This window comes from Cellulomonas algicola, assembly GCF_003851725.1.
Lineage (GTDB): Bacteria > Actinomycetota > Actinomycetes > Actinomycetales > Cellulomonadaceae > Cellulomonas > Cellulomonas algicola.
This window is the reverse complement of the sequence record NZ_BHYL01000130.1, coordinates 13,519-33,595: the sequence shown is the minus strand read 5'-3', so window position 1 is coordinate 33,595 and position 20,077 is coordinate 13,519. Positions and strand designations below refer to the sequence as shown.

The 20,077-nt window shown below is 71.6% G+C and carries 17 protein-coding genes and 2 tRNA genes; 8 read left to right on the top strand and 11 right to left on the bottom strand.

The window, feature by feature from the left end; translation table 11 throughout:
• The first annotated feature begins 114 nt into the window (after window positions 1-114).
• Window positions 115-363 carry a cell division protein CrgA gene (locus CTKZ_RS09805; RefSeq protein WP_124342778.1) on the top strand — a complete coding sequence of 83 codons (249 nt, stop codon included), beginning with the start codon at window positions 115-117 and terminating at the stop codon, window positions 361-363.
• 394 nt (window positions 364-757) lie between these two features.
• Here CTKZ_RS09805 and CTKZ_RS09800 read toward each other — a convergent pair whose 3' ends face one another.
• Window positions 758-1,642 (bottom strand): rhomboid family intramembrane serine protease, encoded by an 885-nt coding sequence (locus CTKZ_RS09800; protein ID WP_124342777.1) that lies wholly within the window; start codon window positions 1,640-1,642, stop codon window positions 758-760.
• Window positions 1,643-1,651: 9 nt separating this feature from the next.
• Complete coding sequence (locus CTKZ_RS09795) at window positions 1,652-2,191, bottom strand: peptidylprolyl isomerase (protein WP_124342776.1); 540 nt, start codon at window positions 2,189-2,191, stop codon at window positions 1,652-1,654.
• Between the two features lie 130 nt (window positions 2,192-2,321).
• Here CTKZ_RS09795 and CTKZ_RS09790 point away from each other — a divergent pair, with 130 nt between their 5' ends.
• On the top strand, window positions 2,322-3,326 hold the full coding sequence (locus CTKZ_RS09790) for a hypothetical protein (RefSeq protein WP_235843423.1): 1,005 nt from the start codon (window positions 2,322-2,324) through the stop codon (window positions 3,324-3,326).
• A gap of 238 nt (window positions 3,327-3,564) precedes the next feature.
• Window positions 3,565-6,729 (top strand): glycoside hydrolase family 9 protein, encoded by a 3,165-nt coding sequence (locus CTKZ_RS09785; protein WP_124342775.1) that lies wholly within the window; start codon window positions 3,565-3,567, stop codon window positions 6,727-6,729.
• A 106-nt stretch (window positions 6,730-6,835) separates the two neighbouring features.
• Here CTKZ_RS09785 and CTKZ_RS09780 read toward each other — a convergent pair whose 3' ends face one another.
• The 3 genes from CTKZ_RS09780 to CTKZ_RS09770 are packed head-to-tail and all read right to left on the bottom strand — an operon-like array spanning window position 6,836 to window position 9,443.
• Window positions 6,836-7,672, bottom strand: coding sequence for an ABC transporter permease (locus CTKZ_RS09780; RefSeq protein ID WP_124342774.1), 837 nt, complete (start codon window positions 7,670-7,672; stop codon window positions 6,836-6,838).
• A complete protein-coding gene (locus tag CTKZ_RS09775) occupies window positions 7,669-8,523 on the bottom strand; it encodes an ABC transporter permease (RefSeq protein WP_124342773.1) in 855 nt (284 codons plus the stop codon). Before CTKZ_RS09775 ends, CTKZ_RS09780 begins: the two co-directional genes overlap by 4 nt.
• Window positions 8,520-9,443 (bottom strand): ABC transporter ATP-binding protein, encoded by a 924-nt coding sequence (locus tag CTKZ_RS09770; RefSeq protein ID WP_124342772.1) that lies wholly within the window; start codon window positions 9,441-9,443, stop codon window positions 8,520-8,522. Before CTKZ_RS09770 ends, CTKZ_RS09775 begins: the two co-directional genes overlap by 4 nt.
• Window positions 9,444-9,608: 165 nt before the next feature.
• Between CTKZ_RS09770 and CTKZ_RS09765 the strand changes: the two genes are divergently transcribed.
• The 5 genes from CTKZ_RS09765 to CTKZ_RS09745 all read left to right on the top strand — a co-directional run bounded on the left by CTKZ_RS09765 (window position 9,609) and on the right by CTKZ_RS09745 (window position 13,725).
• Entirely contained in the window at window positions 9,609-10,172 is a 564-nt protein-coding gene (locus tag CTKZ_RS09765; protein ID WP_124342771.1) for a hypothetical protein, read from the top strand.
• A gap of 50 nt (window positions 10,173-10,222) precedes the next feature.
• Window positions 10,223-10,903: a GNAT family N-acetyltransferase gene (locus CTKZ_RS09760; RefSeq protein WP_124342770.1), complete on the top strand. Its 681-nt coding sequence runs from the start codon at window positions 10,223-10,225 to the stop codon at window positions 10,901-10,903.
• A 130-nt stretch (window positions 10,904-11,033) separates the two neighbouring features.
• Window positions 11,034-12,257 carry a hypothetical protein gene (locus CTKZ_RS09755; RefSeq protein ID WP_124342769.1) on the top strand — a complete coding sequence of 408 codons (1,224 nt, stop codon included), beginning with the start codon at window positions 11,034-11,036 and terminating at the stop codon, window positions 12,255-12,257.
• Window positions 12,258-12,282: 25 nt separating this feature from the next.
• Entirely contained in the window at window positions 12,283-13,167 is an 885-nt protein-coding gene (locus CTKZ_RS09750) for a hypothetical protein (protein ID WP_124342768.1), read from the top strand.
• Window positions 13,168-13,314: 147 nt separating this feature from the next.
• Window positions 13,315-13,725 carry an SRPBCC family protein gene (locus CTKZ_RS09745; protein ID WP_124342767.1) on the top strand — a complete coding sequence of 137 codons (411 nt, stop codon included), beginning with the start codon at window positions 13,315-13,317 and terminating at the stop codon, window positions 13,723-13,725.
• 86 nt (window positions 13,726-13,811) lie between these two features.
• Here the strand turns inward: CTKZ_RS09745 and CTKZ_RS09740 are convergent.
• From CTKZ_RS09740 to gyrB, 6 genes are all read right to left on the bottom strand, one after another.
• Window positions 13,812-13,884, bottom strand: a tRNA-Ala gene (locus CTKZ_RS09740).
• Between the two features lie 41 nt (window positions 13,885-13,925).
• On the bottom strand, window positions 13,926-14,045 hold the full coding sequence (locus CTKZ_RS22190) for a DLW-39 family protein (RefSeq protein WP_210728157.1): 120 nt from the start codon (window positions 14,043-14,045) through the stop codon (window positions 13,926-13,928).
• A 22-nt stretch (window positions 14,046-14,067) separates the two neighbouring features.
• Window positions 14,068-14,141 (bottom strand) — tRNA-Ile (locus CTKZ_RS09735).
• 112 nt (window positions 14,142-14,253) lie between these two features.
• On the bottom strand, window positions 14,254-15,177 hold the full coding sequence (locus CTKZ_RS09730) for a DUF3566 domain-containing protein (protein ID WP_124342766.1): 924 nt from the start codon (window positions 15,175-15,177) through the stop codon (window positions 14,254-14,256).
• Window positions 15,174-17,786: a DNA gyrase subunit A gene (gene gyrA, locus CTKZ_RS09725; protein ID WP_124342765.1), complete on the bottom strand. Its 2,613-nt coding sequence runs from the start codon at window positions 17,784-17,786 to the stop codon at window positions 15,174-15,176. The genes CTKZ_RS09730 and gyrA overlap by 4 nt, the downstream gene beginning before the upstream one ends.
• 80 nt (window positions 17,787-17,866) lie before the next feature.
• Window positions 17,867-19,915 (bottom strand): DNA topoisomerase (ATP-hydrolyzing) subunit B, encoded by a 2,049-nt coding sequence (gene gyrB, locus CTKZ_RS09720; RefSeq protein ID WP_124342764.1) that lies wholly within the window; start codon window positions 19,913-19,915, stop codon window positions 17,867-17,869.
• Between the last annotated feature and the right edge of the window lie 162 nt (window positions 19,916-20,077).

Here is a 20,077-nt window from a genome sequence, read left to right as displayed (position 1 = left end):
GCCCGTGACGGTGCGTGACGTCCACGCCACATCGTTGTCGCACGGTGACACCCCGTCGCCGTCCGTTCGCGTGACGCCCCGCGTCACGTACCGCCGCTGGACAGGAGCCCGGACGTGCCTGAGTCGAGGTCGCGCAAGAAGGCCGCGTACATCCCGCCGCCCGAGAAGTCGGCCGGCCCCAAGCCGAACCCGCCGTGGTTCGTCCCCGTGATGCTCGGGCTGATGCTCGTCGGCCTCGTGTGGATCGTCATCACGTACCTGACGGGCTCGGACTACCCGATCCCCGGCATCGGCCAGTGGAACCTGGCGGTGGGGTTCACCCTCATCATCGCGGGCTTCGGGATGACGACGCGCTGGCGCTGACGCGGCGCCGAGGACTGGACGGCGGGGTGGGTCGACGACGACCTGCCCCGCCGTCGTCGTTCTCCCGGACGTCCATGGACCTCCCCGCGGGCGCGCCTCGTCCGCAGTGTCCCGGTTCCCTGACAGGGCATGCCTCGACCCCGCGCCCCGAGGGCATGTCAGACCCTGCTCGTAGCATCCTCACAGGCCGTCCTGACGAACGATTCAGGGCTGTGCGGACCGTCCCCAAGGTTGCTCACAGCTGTGGAACTACAGCCGTGTAGTTATGCACAGGGTTGTGCACCGCTGGGGACAGAGAAGGCGTTCGCGCAGGTCAACAGGCTGTGGACAGAAAGGTCGTCGTACACGGGTGACGCGCGCCACCTGGGGACGAGTCGGACGAGCCCGAGCAGGGTCAGACGAGCCCGACCGCTGAGTACGCGAGCCACGCGGCTCCCACCAGCACCGACGCGACCACCACCGGTGCAAGGACAGCGACCTGCCGACGGCGCGCCGCCGGGGCGTAGGCGTAGGCGGCGCCGAGGGCCAGGCCGGTGAACAGGCCGCCCAGGTGCGCGGGCCACGAGATGCCGGACACCACGAAGCCGACGACGACGTTGAGCCCGATGACGACGAGGATGCCGCGCACGTCGCCGCCGAGCCGTCGCATCACGACGAGCACTGCGCCGAACAGGCCGAAGATCGCGCCCGACGCCCCGAGCACGCCGACGTGCCAGGCGTCGAGCGCGTCGGCGAGCAGCACGACGGCCACGGACCCGCCGAGCGCGCTCAGCAGGTAGAGGGTGACGAACCGGGCCCGACCGAGCGCCTGCTCGAGGTACGGGCCGATCATCCACAGCGCGAGCATGTTGACGGCGAGGTGCACGACACCGCCGGGGGAGTGCAGGAACGCCGCGGAGAGGAACCGCCACGGCTCCGCCACGAGCGTCGCGACCGGCAGCCCGAAGGCGTCGGGCAGCACCGGGACGAACAGCCACCGGGTGGTCCACCCGGGGACGACCTGCTGGAGCACGAAGCTCACGACGCACAGGCCGATGATCGTGAACGTCACGACGGGCCGGCCCTCGTGCCGGCGCCCGCCGAGCGGGGTCCGCACCGGGCGCGCGGTCCGCGACGCCTCCGCGACGCAGTCCACGCACTGCACGCCGACCGCGGCCTGGCGCTGGCAGTCCGGGCACACGGGACGGCCGCACCGCTGGCAGCGCACGTACGACACCCGCTCGGGGTGTCGTGGGCAGACCGGCGGTGCGGCCGCGTCCGGCGTGGGGTTCTCGGAGATGGGGACCGCTCAGTCCTCGATCGACACCGACTGCAGGACGATGTCCTGGACGGGACGGTCGCCAGGCCGCGTCGGCGCGGTGGCGATCGCGTCGACCACGGCGCGGCTCTCGTCGTCGGCGACCTTGCCGAAGATCGTGTGCTTGCCGTTGAGCCACGTCGTCGGTGCGACGGAGATGAAGAACTGCGAGCCGTTGGTGCCGCCGACCTTGCCCGTCGTCGGGTCCATGCGCTTGCCGGCGTTCGCCATCGCGAGCAGGTAGGGCTCGGAGAACGCGAGCTCGGGGTGGATCTCGTCGTCGAACGTGTAGCCCGGGCCGCCGCGGCCGGTGCCGAGCGGGTCGCCGCCCTGGATCATGAAGCCGTCGATCACGCGGTGGAAGACGAGGTTCGAGTAGAGCGCGTCGGTGCGCTGCTCACCGGTCGCGGGGTCGGTCCACGGCTTGGAGCCGTTCGCCAGGCCGACGAAGTTCTCGACGGTGCGCGGCGCGTGGTTCGGGAACAGCTCGATCCGGATGTCACCGGCGGACGTGTGCAGGGTCGCGAACATGCCGACAGTCTCGCACGCAGGGCCCGCGGTGCGAGAGGCGGACGGGTGCTCGCTCGCCCCTCCGGACTGCATCCCAGCAGGTCCGGTGGCAGAGTGGGACTCCAGTGCCGCCGACCAGCGCGGATGGGTCATGCCCCACCCGCCCGCACAGCAGCCGGGAGTGACGATGGGCTTCAGCAAGAGCCGCACGACGATCGACGTCGACACGGAGCAGGTGAAGGAGCAGGCCGCCGAGCTGGCCGCCACGCTCGCCGACAAGGCGGCGCAGGCCAAGATCGCGGCCGCGATCGGCGCCAAGGGTGCCGCCTCGAAGGCGTCCGACGCCGCGGTGCACGCGAAGGAGTGGACGACGCCACGTGTCGAGGCGTTCGTCGAGTGGCTCCTGCCGCGCGTCGAGCACGCGTACAAGGAGAGCCTCATCGCCGCGGCGCCGAAGGTCGAGCAGGCCGCCGCGAAGGCGTCGCCCGCGATCGACACCGCGCACGACAAGCTCGTCGACGACCTGCTGCCCCGCCTGGTCGCCGCGATGAACGAGGCCGCCGTCAAGGCCGGCGCCGCGGTGGAGAAGGCCGCGGACGTCTCCTCCGACACGAGCAAGAAGGCCGCGAAGCGCGCCGCCAAGGCCGCGGCGGCGGCTGCCGCTGCCGCTGCGGCGGCCGAGAAGGAGCGCAAGCACACCGGCGCGAAGGTGTTCTGGGTCGTCGCGGGCGTCGCCGCGGTCGGCGCCGCGGCCGTCGCCTGGAGCCGGTCGCGGTCGCAGGTCGACCCGTGGGCCGAGCCGTGGGAGCCGTCCGACTCGCTCGGGTCGTCGTCGCACGACTTCAAGTCGCGCGCGCAGGAGGCCCGCCACGACCTGACGGACAAGGTCGGCGACGCCGCGGACGCCGTGGGGGAGGCCGCCGGGGCGGCCGTCGCCAAGGGCCGTGACGCGACCCGCAAGGCCGCCGAGAAGGTCGCCGAGGCGCGCGAGGACCTCACGGAGAAGGTCACCGAGGCCAAGGACGGCGCGACGGAGGCCGCGAAGCGCGTGCGTCGCACCGCGCCGAAGACGGTCGACGCCGGGTCCGCCGAGCCGACGCCCGACCCCGTCGTGAACCCGACGACGGACGACCAGAAGGACACTCCCTCGGTCTGACCCGGGTCCCCGGCCATGAGCCGGGCTGCAGGTTCCCACGCCCTCCGCCGGCCTCGAGCCCGGGGGGCGTGGTGCTGTCCGGAGAGGGGCGTCGTGGCAGGTCGGCGGCACCGAATCGTTTAGGCCGTTGACCGGTGAGGCGCCCGGTTTGGACGATGCGCCCCAGGCGCGTCGTGCCGGAGCGACAGCGGTCAGCACGGGACGCCGTCCACCACTCCCGTGCCCGGAAGAGGACCCCATGCTCGGCCATGCCACGGCGCCCCGCGCGCCCCGATCCCGCGGTCGCACCGCGACGGCGGGAGCCTCCGCCCTCGCCGTCGCCGCCGGACTGCTCGTCGCCCCGCTCGCGACCTCCGCGAGCGCCGCCCCCGCGTACAACTACGCCGAGGCGCTCCAGAAGTCGATGTTCTTCTACCAGGCGCAGCGCTCCGGCGACCTGCCCGACAACTTCCCCGTCTCGTGGCGCGGCGACTCGGGCCTCACCGACGGCGCCGACGTGGGCAAGGACCTCACCGGCGGCTGGTACGACGCAGGCGACCACGTGAAGTTCGGGCTGCCGATGGCGTTCAGCGCGACGATGCTCGCGTGGGGCGCGATCGACAGCCCCGGCGGGTACACGAAGTCCGGCCAGCTCGACGAGCTCAAGGACAACCTGCGCTTCGTCAACGACTACTTCGTCAAGGCGCACACCGCGCCCAACGAGCTGTACGTGCAGGTCGGCGACGGCGAGGCGGACCACAAGTGGTGGGGCCCGGCCGAGGTCATGACGATGGCGCGGCCGTCGCACAAGATCACCGCGTCCTGCCCCGGCTCCGACGTGGCTGCCGAGACCGCGGCATCGCTCGCCTCCGCGTCGATCCTGTTCAAGGGCGACGACCCGACGTACGCCGCGACGCTGATCTCGCACGCGAAGCAGCTGTACTCGTTCGCCGACCAGTACCGCGGCAGCTACTCCGACTGCGTCACCGCCGCCTCGGCGTACTACAAGTCGTGGTCCGGCTACCAGGACGAGCTCGTCTGGGGCGCGTACTGGCTCTACAAGGCGACGGGTGACGCGTCGTACCTGAGCAAGGCGGAGACGGAGTACGACAAGCTCGGCACCGAGAACCAGAGCACCACGAAGTCCTACAAGTGGACCGTGGCGTGGGACAACAAGCAGTTCGGCATGTACGCGCTGCTCGCGATGGAGACCGGCAAGCAGAAGTACGTCGACGACGCGAACCGCTGGCTCGACTACTGGACCGTCGGCGTCAACGGCCAGAAGGTGCCGTACTCACCCGGCGGCATGGCCGTCCTCGACTCGTGGGGTGCGCTGCGGTACGCCGCCAACACGTCGTTCGTCGCGCTCGTCTACTCCGACTGGCTCACCGACGCGACGCGCAAGGCGCGGTACCACGACTTCGGCGTGCGCCAGATCAACTACGCGCTCGGCGACAACCCGCGCAAGTCGTCGTACGTCGTCGGCTTCGGCGCCAACCCGCCGACCATGCCGCACCACCGCACCGCGCACGGGTCGTGGCTCGACTCGATCACCACGCCCGCCGCGTCGCGGCACGTGCTGTACGGCGCACTCGTCGGCGGTCCCGGCTCACCCAACGACGCGTACACCGACTCGCGGCAGGACTACGTCGCCAACGAGGTCGCGACGGACTACAACGCCGGGTTCACCAGCGCGCTCGCGCGGCTCGTCGACGAGTACGGCGGCACCGCGCTGGCGTCGTTCCCGACGCGTGAGGCGCCCGACGGCGACGAGATCTTCGTCGAGGCGATGCTCAACCAGCCTCCCGGCACCACGTACACCGAGATCAAGGGCATGATCCGCAACCAGTCGGCGTTCCCGGCGCGGTCGCTCAAGAACGGCAAGATCCGGTACTGGTTCACCACCGACGGGTTCTCGGCGTCCGACGTCACGCTGTCGTCGAACTACAGCGAGTGCGGCGCGCAGTCCGGCCGCGGCGTCTCCGCCGGCGGCACGCTCGGCTACGTCGAGCTGTCCTGCGTCGGGCAGAACATCCACCCGGGCGGCCAGTCGCAGCACCGTCGGGAGATCCAGTTCCGGCTCACAGGCCCGAACGGCTGGAACGCGGCGAACGACCCGTCGTTCGCGAACCTCAACGCGACGGCGCTGGCCAAGACAGCGGCGATCACGCTCTACGACGGCTCGACGCTGATCTGGGGCAAGGAGCCGACCGGCACGACGACCGACACGACCGCTCCGACCGTCCCTGGCACCCCGGTCGCGTCGGGCATCACGACCGTCGGCGCGTCGCTGACCTGGGCGGCGTCCACCGACGCCGGCTCGGGCGTCGCCGGGTACGAGCTGTACCGGGTCCAGGGTTCGACGCAGACCCTCGTCGGCACCACCACCGCGGCGGCCTACATCCTGCGAGACCTCACGCCCGGCACGTCGTACTCGTACGTCGTCAAGGCGAAGGACGTCGCCGGCAACGTGTCGGCCGCGTCCGCCGCGGTCACGTTCACGACCGAGACGCAGGGCACGACCGAGCCGCCGACCACGCCGGGCACGCCCGTCGCGTCAGCGGTCACGTCGACCGGTGCGACCCTCACATGGGCCGCGTCGACCGGCACCCCGGCCGTCGCCGGCTACGACGTCCTGCGGGTCCAGGGCACGACGACGACCGTCGTCGCGCAGACCACGGGCACGACGTACGCGCTCACGGGCCTGACCCCGAGCACGGCGTACACGTACGCCGTGCGGGCGAAGAACACGGCCGGCGACGTCTCCGCGGTGTCCGCCTCGGTGACGTTCACGACGACCGCACCGCCGGTCGACACGACCGCGCCGACCGTCCCGGGCACGCCGCTCGCGTCGAACATCGGCACGACCGGAGCCACCCTCACGTGGACCGCGTCGACCGACACGGGCGGCAGCGGGCTCGCCGGCTACGAGGTGCTGCGGGTCGACGGGACCACGCAGACGCTCGTCGCCTCGCCCACGGCCGCGTCGACCGTCCTCACCGGCCTGACTCCCGACACCGCGTCCACCTACGTGGTCCGGGCCAAGGACGGCGCGGGCAACCGGTCGGCGGTCTCGGCGGCCGTCACGTTCACGACGCTGCCCACGACGACGACCGCCTCGTGCAAGGTCGCGTACACGGCGAACTCGTGGAACACCGGCTTCACCGGCGCGGTGAAGATCACCAACACCGGCACGAAGCCCCTCACCTGGACCCTCGGGTTCGCCTTCCCCTCTGGCCAGCAGGTCACGCAGGGCTGGAGCGCCACGTGGTCGCAGACCGGGACGACGGTCACCGCGACGGGCGCATCGTGGAACGCCACGCTCCAGCCTGGTCAGAGCGTCGACATCGGGTTCAACGGCTCCCACAACGGGACCAACACGAACCCGACGTCGTTCACCGTGAACGGTGAGGTCTGCGGCTGACCCGCTGACCTCAGGGCGACCGCCACGGTCGACGGGCCCCGGCGCACCTCGCGTGCACCGGGGCCCGTTCGTCGTCCGGCGCGAGCCGACGGGCGGACGAGACGCGTCAGTCGAGGAAGAGCGCGCGCAGGCGGGTCGTGGTGAACGCGACGCCCAGGACGACCATGCCGACGAAGTACGCGACGTGCCCCCACATGGCGGGGGAGAGCTCCCCGGTCGTCAGGCCGCGGACCAGCTCGACGCCGTGCCACAGCGGCAGCGCCTTGATGAACCACTGCACGGCCTCGGGGTAGACCGTCAGCGGGTAGAACGTGGCCGAGAACAGGAACATCGGGAGCATCACGAAGTTGATCCAGTCCATCTGCTGGAAGGTCTTCATGTAGCTCGTGACGGCCATCCCGACCGACGCGAACCCGAACGCGACGAGCAGCAGCGCGGGCAGTGACAGGAACGCGGTCCAGGCCAGGTTCAGGCCCATGACCTGCATGACCGTGAGGAACCCGAGCGCGTAGACACCGCCCCGCAGGAGCGCGTAGGAGATCTCGCCGAGGGCGACGTCGAGCGGCCCGATCGACGTCGCGAGCATCGCGTCGTAGATCTTGCCGAAGTGCATCTTGAAGAAGACGTTCCACGTGGAGTCGTACACGGCGCCGTTCATCGCGGACACCGCGAGGAGGGCCGGAGCGACGAACGCGGCGTACGAGATCGTCTCGCCCGACGCCATCGTGACGTCGCCGACGAACGTGCCGAGCCCGTAGCCCATCGCGAGCAGGTAGAACACGGGCTCGAAGAAGCCCGACAGCACGATGACCCAGTTGCCGGACCGGGTGGCGCGCAGGCCGCGCTCGACGACGGCGCCCGCGTTGCCGGCGTAGAGCGCACGGACGCCGCCGCGGGACCGTCGGCGCGGCGCGGGACGCGTGGTCGCGGTGGTCGTCGTCATCCGCGCAGCCTCCGCGTGAAGATCCGGCCCGCGACGAGACCGCCGACCCCGGCCATGACCAGCAGGATCGCGAGGTGCACGCCGACGGGCCACGAGCCGGGCGCGGACCCGTAGCTGAGCGACCGGCCGATCTCGGACGCGTGCCACACCGGCGAGATCCACCCGATCCACTGGAACGCGATCGGCACTGAGTCGAGCGGGTAGAACGTGCCGGAGAACAGGAACATCGGCGTGAACACGAACCGCTGGATGAGCGCGAACTGGCCGCGGTCGTCCTCGATCGACGCCGAGTACGCCATCACGGGCAGGCCGAACGCGAGCCCGCCCAGGATGCCGACCAGCGGGATCAGCAGGCCCGACACGGGGTCACCGACCGCCCCGAACGCGACCATGAGCGCGTAGTACACGACGACCGTGAACAGCATCCGGCCCGCGCACGCCACGACGACGCCCGTCGCGAGCTGCGGCGGCGACACCGGCGACGCGTTCGGCGCGTAGTACAGCCGCCGCCACTTGAACCCCGACATCACGGCGTAGGTGAACTCGTCCATCGCGACGCCCACCGCGGCGGTGACCAGCAGCGCAGGCGCCACGAACGTCACGTAGTCGATCGGCCCGTCGGGGCCCTCGGCCACGGACACGTCGAGGAACGCGGCCAGGCCGAGCCCGATGCCGAGCAGGTACAGCAGCGGCTGCCCGACGCCGCTCGCCACGATCGTCCAGCCGTACGCCTTCATGCTGCGCAGCTGCGCCTCGGCGACGTACCACCAGCCGAACCGGCGGGGCAGGGCGCCGGCGGCGAGCGCGCGCTGGGCGGCGGGCGTCGGCGTCGGGGTGCTCGTCGTCGTCATTCGATGAGGCTCCGCCCTGTGAGGCGGAGGAAGACGTCCTCCAGGCTGGACCGGCGGACCAGGCTCGTCGTCGGCTCGAGCCCCAGGGCGAGCACCTTCTCGACGACTGCCTCGCCGTCGTCGGCGTACAGCAGCACGCGGTCGGGCAGGACCTCGATGCGCTCGGTGACGCCGCCCATGCGCTCGGCGGCCTCGGCGTTGCGGCTCGACCCGAACCTCAGCTCGACGACCTCGCGCGTCGAGTACTCGCGGATCAGGTCGGCCGGGCTGCCCTCCGCCATGATCCGGCCGTGGTCGACGACGACCAGCCGGTCGCAGAGCTGCTCGGCCTCGTCCATGTAGTGCGTCGTGACGACGAGCGTCGTGCCGCGCTCCTTGAGCCGGAACAGCCGGTCCCAGAGCACGTGCCGTGCCTGGGGGTCGAGGCCGGTGGTCGGCTCGTCGAGCATGAGGATGCGTGGCTCGTTGATGAGCGCGCGGGCGATGGTCAGGCGCCGCTTCATGCCGCCGGACAGGTTGTCGGTCTTGACCTTCGCCTTCTCGGTGAGCTGCGCGAACTCGAGCAGCTCGTCGGCGCGCTCGGCGCACACGCGGCGGGGGAGGCCGAAGTAGCGGCCGTAGACCAGGAGGTTGTCGCGCACGGTGAGCTCGGTGTCGAGGTTGTCCTCCTGCGGGACGACGCCGAGCTGCGACCGGATCTCCGGCCCGTGCGTGTCGGGGTCGAGGTCGAGGACGTGCAGGTCGCCGCCGGACCGGGTCGACACCGCGCCGACCATGCGCATCGTCGTCGACTTGCCCGCGCCGTTCGGGCCGAGGAGCCCGAAGGACTCGCCCGACGCGACCTCGAAGTCGATGCCGGCGACGGCGGTGAGGTCGCCGAAGGTCTTGGTGAGGCCACGGGCGGCGATGACAGGTGTCACAGCGGACCAACCTAGACGTCCGGACCCACACCGGTCGACGGCAAACCTGACCGGTCGGTAACCGGATCCTGCGGGATCCGCCCGCTGGGTGTCGGCCCAGGCCCCGGCACCGTCGCGGGCCGGTGGTCCCGCAGGACGGCCGCAGCGGGGGAGTACGGTCCGCGCATGCTGCTCGCCGACCTGCAGGCCCGCGTCCGGATCGCGTTGACGAACACGCTCGTCGACCAGTGGACGCTGTTCGCGCCGTCGTCGGGCACCAGCCGGCCCAGCCCGCGCACGATCTCCTTCCACCTCGGCTGGGCGCTGCGCGGGACGATCGAGGGCACGTGGGACGTCGACGCGGAGTACGACCGTTCGGGCATGGTGCTCGAGTCGTCCGTGCGGCTCGACGAGGGCACCGCCCGCGCCCCGCACCTCATCGTCCACCGTCGCGGCCGCCTCGGCCCCGAGCACAACCTGCTGCTCGTCGAGCTCTCCGCCGACGCGGCCGACAGCCCCGGCGCGCTCGACCTGGGCACCGCGCAGGCGATCCAGCGGCGGTTCGGCTACCGGTACGGCGTCCTGCTCGACCTGCGGCTCGCCGAGCACGGCACCACGGCCCGGGTCGCGCCGCACTGGCAGTGGACGACGCTCGACGACGGCCCCGTCACCCCCCACGCCGAGCCGGTGTACGCCGACGACGTGCTCGCCGCGATCACCGACCGCGCACGCGGCGGTGACGCGTGGTGACCGGCGGAAACGGGTTGCCGTCGGGCCGGCCGGCGGACACCCTGACGGGCATGACGGCCCCCTTCGTCGACCTCTGGCCCCTCGCCGGCGTCCGCGTCACCAGCGGTGACCTCGAGCTCCGCTACCTCGACGACGACCTGCTCGCCGACCTCGCACGCCTTGCCGGTGACGGCGTCCACGGACCCGACCTCATGCCGTTCTCCGTGCCGTGGACCCGCGGGACCCCGGCCGAGGTCGCCCGGAACGTCCTCACCTACCAGTGGGGCAACCGCGCGTCGTTCGGCGTCGACGACTGGCGCGTCGAGCTCGGCGTCGTCCGCGACGGCGAGGTGCTCGGCATCCAGGGCGCCTACGCGAAGCGCTTCCCCCTGCTGCGGACCGCCGAGACCGGCTCGTGGCTCGGTCTGCGCCACCAGGGCGCGGGCGTCGGCACCCGGATGCGGCTGATGATCCTGCACCTGCTGTTCGACGGCCTCGGCGCCGAGCGCTGCACCACCGGCGCGTTCGCCGACAACGCGCGCTCGCTCGGCGTGACGCGTCGCCTCGGCTACGCCGAGAACGGCGACGACCCGATGGTGCGCGACGGCCAGGCGGCGCTGAACCGGCGCTTCGTCCTGACCCGTGCGCAGTGGGAGGCGCGACCCGAGTCGATGCGACCTCCCGTCACGCTCGTCGGCGTCGAGGCGCTGCGCGGGGAGCTGCTCCCCGCGCCCCCCGCTCACGGCGACTGACCGAGCCCTTTCGGGCAGCGACGGGTGCCCGATCGGCGGGCGGCACCCCTGTTGCGAGGGCAGCGAGCCCGTCGGCACGCTGGACGCATCCTCCGGGCGTCGACGCGCGGAGCGACCAGGGAGGCCGGTCATGACGCAGAGCCGCGCCCACCGCCCGTCGGGCGGCCCGCTCGACCACGACGTCACCGACACCTCCGTGCGCGGTTCGTCCGCGCGTGCCGTGGAGCCCGGTGGGCCGGGTGCCGCGGCGATCGGGGCGACGGTCGTCCCCACCGGACCCGCCCCCACGCGTCGTGCCGTCACCGCGTTGCAGCGCTCCGCGGGCAACCGCGCCGTCGCGGGCCTGCTCGACCGGTCGCGGCCGCCCGCCGGCCTCTCCGGGGTCCAGGACGTCGACCACCGGCACGACGACCGCGACCGCTCCGACCAGCAGCCCGTCGACCACCGGCACGCCGACCTCCGCCGTGCCGGCGGGCGTCGCGACGACGGACGTCCCGACCGACGCGGTCCTGCTCGCGCGGCCCCGCCGCACCGGTTCAGCACCACCGACAGCACGGTCGCGAACGTCGCCTCCGTCTTCGGCGCGACCGCGCGCGGCGGGGCGGCGTCGATGATGGGGGCGGTGACGTTCGACTCGAGCGCGTTCGCCGCCGCCGTCGCCCGGCCCCTCGCCGTCACCAAGACGGGCACCGACGTCAACCTCTCCTCCGCGACCTACGCGGCGAGCGGCACCGTGCGGGCGTCCGGCCCGGCCGCGCGCGTCGGGCAGTACGAGATCGGCTTCCTCCAGACGGTGTACGAGTCCTCGCGGAACTTCTACTACGAGCCCGCCGGCCACACCCCCGGCCTGCTCGCGCGCATCGCCCCGACGTTCTTCGGCGAGCGCAAGAAGGTGTCCGACACGTGCAGCTCGCTCCCCGTGCGCGACGGCGACGCGGGCTTCCGCCCCTGGTACGGGCCCGAGACGGTGTTCCCCTTCAGCGCGACCGACCCCAGCACGAAGAACACCGCCATGCAGGACACCCCGGACAGCACCCAGCCGTGGACGGTCGGGTCCGGGACGGCCAGGCAGCAGCTCGTGAAGACCGACGGTCGCGACCGCTTCCGCAGCTGGCTCGCGGTCAAGGACACGGCGTCGACGAACGCGATCATGCTCAACTACGCCGACTGGCTCGTCGACTACGGCACGACCGTCACGTTCAACTCCGCCTCGCCCGCCGCGAGTGTCGTCACGCCGACCGCCACGTCGGGTGCGAGGGTGACCGGGACCGGCGACGGCACCGGCGGGCAGTGGCCGCTGCACGGCGACCCCGTCGCGAACGACGTCGCGACGGTCGTCGAGTCGAGCTGGTGAGGTCGCGCGACCGGGAGGTGGACGCATGAGCAGGCGGTCCGCGGGACCACGACGCACGCCGGCCGCTCGGTCATGGCTCGACGCCGTCGAGTCCGCCTCCGCGGCCTTCGTCGGGACGGCCCGGCTGGTCGACGAGCGACCCGTGCCCGCCGACGAGACACCGTTCCGCGGCGACGGCTTCGCGCTGGACGTCGAGGTCGTCCCCGACCACCCGGTGTTCGGCGCGGCCCCCGACGGCCCGCTCACCGTCGAGCTCCTCGCCGCCCGCCCGCCCGACCGTCGCGAGCCGCCCGGCGCGCCGCGGTTCCCGCCCGACTCGCTGCGCGAGGTCCCGTACGCCGACCAGGCGCTCCCGGGCGCCGACGACCCGGTGCTCGTGGTCGCCACCGACCCGCCCGTGGTGCGCGGGCTGCTGCGCCCCGACGACGGCCTGCCGCCCGCGGTCGCGACGATCCGACGCTGGATCGACGAGCGCGCCGACGACGCCACCGTCCTCCGCGACGCGGCCACCACCACCTCGCCGGTCGCCGTGACAGCCGGGTTCGAGCTGCTCCTGCGCACGACCGCGGACGTCGCCGGCCTCACCGAGCGATTCCTGCGCCTGCCGAACCTCACCGGCGGTGCCGTCCGAGGGATCGTCGCGCTCCTGCACGCGCGCCCGCTCACCGACCCCGAGATCGTCGACGTCGCGACCCGCCTGCTCGGCGCCCTCGCCGGCACCCACGACCCCGAGGCGCTCGTCGCGTACCTCGGCTGGTTCGACGCGCACCGCGGTCGCTACGGCGACGACGTGGCCGTCCGCGTCCGGGTCCAGGTCGCGCGGGTCGTCGACCGGACGTTCGACGGCTCCGACGGCGACGCCTGGCACCAGGAGGTCGCCCGCTACGCCGAGAAGCTCGGCAGCAGCTGACCAACGCGCGGCGTCTCCGCGCGAGAAGCACGACGTCCGCCGGCGAGACCGTGCGCGCGTCGACCCAGCGGCCGGGTCCTCCACCGTCCGCCGTCGGCCCTCTGCCGTCCGCCCGCGACTGTCGCCGCCTCGTGCCACGATCTCGGCATGACGACGAGGGCACGCCATCTCAGCGAGCACATCGACCGCCCGATGCCGGCGGTCTACGCGTTCGTCTCCGACCCGGAGAACCTGCCGCGGTGGGCGCCGGGTCTGGGCTCCGGCGTCGTGCACGAGGACGGTGAGTGGTACGTCGAGACCGGCGAGGGCCGTGCCCGCGTCCGGTTCGCGCCGCCGAACCCCTTCGGCGTGCTCGACCACGAGGTCCTGACCCCGTCGGGCGCCACCGTCCACGTCCCGCTCCGCGCCATCCCCGACGGCGACGACGCGTGCGACGTCGTCTTCACCCTCCGCCCGATGCCGGGCATGACCGACGCCGACCTCGACCGCGACGAGTCCCTGGTCCGCACCGACCTCGCCCTGCTCAAGCAGCTCGTCGAACAGCGCACCGCCGGATGATCGCGCCACCCGGGTGGGCCGGGTCACCCCGGTCCCGGGATGCACGAAGGGCCGCCGACGCGCGTCGGCGGCCCTTCGTGCGCGTGTGGAGCCAAGGGGACTCGAACCCCTAACCCCCTGCTTGCAAAGCAGGTGCGCTACCAATTGCGCCATGGCCCCCGGGTGCCGCCCGGGGGCGGCGATCACGTGGGGGAGGGCGGTCACTCGAAGGTGTCGGTGACCTCGGACCAGAGGTCCCGCTCGTCCTGGTCCTGCTGGTACTTCTGCCAGAGGACGTAACCGACGGCGGCGACCGCCACCACGAGCAGGAGCTTCTTCATCGGATCCCCCACGGGTCGGGAGTGGGCCTAACAGGACTTGAACCTGTGACCTCTTCCTTATCAGGGAAGCGCTCTAACCGTCTGAGCTATAGGCCCGTGTCGCTTCCACACGTGCGAACACGTGCGCTGCGCGCCGGACGAGACTACCCCAGCCGAGGTGTCCCACCCAAACCGGCCCCCGCGCGCGCTGTCGGCCGGCCGGTCGAGGTCACTCGTCGGTCATGGTGACGTGCACGCCGCCGACGAGCGCCGCCACGATGTTGTAGAGGAACGCGCCGATCGTCGACAGCGCGGTCAGCAGGAAGACGTCGATGACGGCGATGAGCGTCGCACCCGAGACCACGCGCCGGAACTCGACGTACTGGAGGATGTTGATCGAGCTCTCCTCGCCGGTGATCTGCTTCACGAGGTTGTTCGCCTCGGTGAAGACGTGCAGACCGTCCAGCGTCAGCCAGATCACGGCCGCGGCGACGACGATCATGATGCCGATCGCGACGGACAGCAGGAACGACAGCTTCATGACCGACCAGGGGTCGATCCGGGACACCGCGAGGCGCACGCGCCGCGGGCCGCCGACCGTCGGGATACGGCCCGTCGCCGGGCGGACCTGCGAGGTCGCGCCGGTCGCGGGGGGACGGGTCGCCGTGCGGGCCGCTGTCGGTGACGTGGCGGGGGCCGGTGCCGGACTGCTCATGGTCGGGTCCTCGGTACGGGGTCGGGTGACCGAGGCGAACGCGGCGCTGGTCGCGCCGGCCGCCTTCTTGAACCACACGGTCGCGGTGTCGACCGCCACCATGAGGGGCGAGGGCTGCTCGCCCTCGTCGGACGCGGACGTGGAGGCGGCCGTCGACGTGGACGTGCGGGGAGGGACCCCTGCCGACGCACGGTACGGCGGCTCGTCGCGCTTCGGGGTCGACACGCCGTCGCTCTCGCTGCTCGGCTTCTCGTCCGCCGGTGCGGGCCGGACGGGCTTCGACGTCGACGTCGCGGAGTCCGCACGGCCGCTGCCGTTGCGTGCCGCCGTGGGCGACTTCGCGGACGACTTCGCACCCGACGACGTCCCCGGACGCGCCGTGGTCGGGGTCGTCGGCCGCAGGCGCGGCGGGATCGAGGGCGGAGTCGAGTCGGTCATGCGTCCTCCGAGGACTGGTCGGCGACGGCCTGCTCACCGGTCGCGTCGTCCGCGCCGGGGGCCCCCGAGGCGTCCGGTTCGTCGGATCCCTGGCCGTTCTCGCCGCCCACGGTACCGGCATCCTCACCGAGGTGTCGCTCAGTGTTGCGGGCGACGGCGATGATCCGGTCGCCTGCGTCAGGCTTCGCGAAGATGACGCCCTGCGTCGTGCGGCCGGTCGCGTTGACCTCGGTCGTCGCGGACCGGACGATCTTGCCGCGCTCCATGATGACGAGCACCTCGTCGTCGGTGTCGGTCACGAGCGCGCCGACCAGGTCGCCGTTCGCCTCGGGCAGGTTCGCGACCTTGATGCCGAGGCCGCCGCGGCCCTGCTGCCGGTAGTTCTCGACCGTGAGCGCGGTGCGCTTGGCGATGCCGCCCTCGGTCACCGTGAAGAGGAACGCGTCCTCGCGGACGACGTCCATGGCGAGCAGCTCGTCGTCGTCGCGGAACTTCATGCCGGTGACGCCGGACGTCGCACGCCCCATGGGCCGCAACGACTCGTCGGACGCCGTGAACCGCACCGACTGGCCCTTGCGGGACACGAGGATGAGGTCCTGGTCGGAGTTGACCAGGCGCGCGGCGACGAGCTCGTCGGGCCGGCCCTCCTCGTCCTCGCGCAGGTTGATCGCGATGACGCCGCCCGACCGGTTGGAGTCGTACTCCGTCAGACGCGTCTTCTTCACGAGGCCGCGCTGCGTCGCGAGCACCAGGTGCTCGGCCTGCTCGTAATTGCGCACGTCCAGGACCTGCGCGATCGTCTCGCCCGGCTGGAACGCCAGGAGGTTCGCGACGTGCTGACCCTTCGCGTCACGGCCGCCCTCGGGCAGCTCGTACGCCTTCGCGCGGTAGACGCGGCCGAGGTTCGTGAAGAACAGCAGCCAGTGGTGCGTCGTCGTGACGAAGAAGTGGTCGACGATGTCGTCCTCGCGCAGCTGCGCGCCGCGCACGCCCTTGCCGCCACGACGCTGCGCCCGGTAGTTGTCGCTCCGCGTGCGCTTGGCGTAACCGCCGCGGGTGATGGTGACGACCATCTCCTCCTCGGCGATGAGGTCCTCGACGGACACCTCGCCGTCGAACGGGAGGATCGTCGTGCGCCGCTCGTCGCCGAACTTGTCGACGATCGCCTGGAGCTCGGTGCTGACGATGTCGCGCTGGCGCTGCTCGGAGTCGAGGATCGCGTTGAACTCGACGATCTGCGCCTCGAGCTTCGCGTGCTCCTCCATGATCTCCTGACGCTGCAGCGCGGCGAGGCGGCGCAGCTGGAGGTTGAGGATCGCCTGCGCCTGCTGCTCGTCGATGTCGAGCAGCTCGATCAGGCCGGCGCGCGCCTGGTCCGCGTCGGGGGAGCGGCGGATGAGCGCGATGACCTCGTCGAGCGCGTCGAGCGCCTTGAGGTAGCCGCGGTAGAGGTGGATGGCCTCCTCGGCCTTGCGCAGCCGGTACCGGGTGCGTCGCTGGATGACCTCGAGCTGGTGCGTCGTCCAGTGCCGCACGAACGCGTCGATGCTGAGCGTGCGCGGTACGCCGTCGACGAGCGCGAGCATGTTCGCGCCGAACGTGTCCTGCAGCTGCGTGTGCTTGTAGAGGTTGTTGAGCACGACCTTCGCGACGGCGTCGCGCTTGAGCACGATCACCAGGCGCTGGCCGGTGCGGCCCGACGTCTCGTCGCGGATGTCGGCGATGCCCGAGACCCGGTTCTCCTTGACGAGGTCCGCGATCTTCTTCGCGAGCGTGTCGGGGTTCACCTGGTACGGCAGCTCGGTGACGACCAGGCAGATGCGGCCCTGGATCTCCTCGACGTTCACGACCGCGCGCATGGTGATCGAGCCGCGGCCCGTCCGGTACGCCTCGTCGATGCCGCGGTGACCGAGGATCGTCGCGCCCGTCGGGAAGTCCGGGCCCTTGATCCGCAGCAGCAGCGCCGCGAGGAGCTCCTCCTTCGTCGCCTCGGGGTGCTCGAGGTACCACTGGACGCCGTCGGCGACCTCGCGCAGGTTGTGCGGCGGGATGTTCGTCGCCATGCCGACCGCGATGCCCGCCGAGCCGTTGACCAGCAGGTTCGGGAACCGGCTGGGCAGGACGAGCGGCTCCTGCGTGCGGCCGTCGTAGTTGTCGCCGAAGTCGACCGTGTCCTCGTCGATGTCCCGCACCATCTCCATCGAGAGGGGGGCCATCTTGCACTCGGTGTACCGCGGCGCGGCCGCCGGGTCGTCACCGGGGGAGCCGAAGTTCCCCTGGCCGGCGACCAGCGGGTACCGCAGCGACCAGTCCTGCACCAGACGTACCAGGGCGTCGTAGATCGCCGAGTCGCCGTGCGGGTGGTACTTGCCCATGACGTCGCCGACGACGCGGCTGCACTTCGAGAACTGGCGGTCCGGGCGGTAGCCGCCGTCGTACATGGCGTACAGCACGCGACGGTGCACCGGCTTCAGGCCGTCGCGCACGTCGGGCAGCGCACGGCCCACGATGACGGACATCGCGTAGTCGAGGTACGACCGCTGCATCTCGAGCTGCAGGTCGACCTGCTCGATGCGGCCGTGCTCGATCTGGTCCGGGGTCTCGGTCACGGGGTTCCTTCTGTCGTGCGGCGGGGGAGGACGTGGGGGCGGGCGCGCTGCCTCGTGGCGGCTGGCGCGGCCCGGCGCCGTCAGATGTCGAGGAAGCGCACGTCCTTCGCGTTCCGCTGGATGAACGAGCGGCGGGACTCGACGTCCTCGCCCATGAGGACCGAGAAGATCTCGTCCGCCGCGGCGGCCTCGTCGAGCGAGACCTGCAGCAGCGTGCGGTGCTCGGGCGACATCGTGGTCTCCCAGAGCTCCTGGTAGTCCATCTCGCCGAGACCCTTGTACCGCTGGATCGCGTTCTCCTTCGGCAGCCGCTTGCCCGCGGCCTGGCCGTCCTTGATGTACGCGTCCCGCTCGCGGTCCGAGTAGACGTAGTCGTGGTCCGCGTTCGACCACTTGATCCGGTACAGCGGCGGCTGCGCGAGGTACACGTGACCCTGCGTGATGAGCTCCGGCATGTAGCGGAACAGCAGGGTCAGCAGCAGCGTGCAGATGTGCTTGCCGTCGACGTCGGCGTCGGCCATCAGGACGATCTTGTGGTACCGCAGCTTGGCCAGGTCGAAGTCCTCGCCGATGCCCGTCCCGAACGCCGTGATGAGCGCCTGGACCTCCTGGTTGCCCAGGGCCCGGTCGAGGCGCGCGCGCTCGACGTTGAGGATCTTGCCGCGGATCGGGAGGATCGCCTGCGTCCGCGGGTTGCGACCGCGCACGGCCGAGCCGCCGGCGCTGTCGCCCTCGACGATGAAGACCTCGCACTCCTCCGGGCGGTTGCTCTGGCAGTCCTTCAGCTTGCCCGGCATGCCGCCCGACTCCAGCAGGCCCTTGCGACGCGTCGCCTCGCGCGCCTTGCGGGCCGCCATGCGCGCCGCGGCCGCCTGGATCGACTTGCGGATGACGTCGCGCGCCTCGTTCGGGTGGGAGTCCAGCCAGTCGCCCAGACGCTCGTTCACGACCTTCTGCACGAACGTCTTCGCCTCGGTGTTGCCGAGCTTCGTCTTCGTCTGCCCCTCGAACTGCGGCTCGCCGAGCTTCACGGAGATGACGGCCGTCAGGCCCTCGCGGATGTCGTCACCCGTGAGGTTCTCGTCCTTCTCCTTGATGATGTTCTTGTCGCGGGCGTACCGGTTGATCAGCGACGTCATCGCCGCCCGGAAGCCCTCCTCGTGCGTGCCGCCCTCGGTCGTCGAGATGGTGTTGGCGTACGTGTGCACCGACTCGCTGTACGCGCTCGTCCACTGCAGCGCGATGTCGACCGAGATGCGGCGCTCGGTGTCCTCCGACGTGATCTCGATGACGTCGGGGTGGACGAGCTCGACCTTCTTCGCCGCGTTGAGGTGCGCGACGTAGTCCACGAGGCCGCCGTCGTACTTGTACGTGACCGTGCGGTGCTGCGGGGCGTCGACCGGCTGGTCCTCCTCCTGCGCCGGCTCGGCGTCCGTGACCTCGTCCTCGGTGCCCGTGTGCTGCGGCCGCTCGTCGGTGAGCGTGATCTTCAGGCCCTTGTTGAGGAACGCCGTCTGCTGGAAGCGCGAGCGCAGCGTCTCGAAGTCGTAGTCGACCGTCTCGAAGATCGTCGAGTCGGCCCAGAAGGTCTGGCTCGTGCCCGTGTCCGTCGTCGCCTCGCCCTGGCGGATCGGACCCGTCGGCTTGCCGCCGTCCTCGAAGTCCATCTCCCACGCGTAGCCGTCGCGCTTCACGACGGACTCGACGCGGCTGCTCAGCGCGTTGACGACCGAGATGCCCACGCCGTGCAGACCGCCCGACACCGCGTACCCGCTGCCGCCGAACTTGCCGCCCGCGTGCAGGATCGTCATGACGACCTCGAGCGTCGGCTTGCCCTCGGTGGGGTGCAGCTCGACCGGGATGCCACGGCCGTTGTCGACGACGCGCACACCGCCGTCGGCCAGGAGCGTCACGTCGATCGTGTCGCAGTACCCCGCGAGCGCCTCGTCGACCGAGTTGTCGACCACCTCGTAGACGAGGTGGTGCAGGCCGCGTGCACCGGTCGAGCCGATGTACATGCCGGGCCGCTTGCGGACAGCCTCGAGCCCCTCGAGGACCGTGATCGCGCTGGCGTCGTACCCGCCGGCGCCGTTGGGGCTGCTGGGCGGGGTCGTGCTCTCGTCGGCCACGGGCGGGTGTACTCCTCAAGCTCTCACACGCGACAGAGCGCCCCGCCAAGGACCTCGGAGGGCGGATCACCCCAGGAGACTGGAGTTCTCGGCTCTGGTACCGGCGCAAGCGCGCCAGAATTGACGTTCACAGTCTACCTGGACCCCGGCCTCTTACCCCTC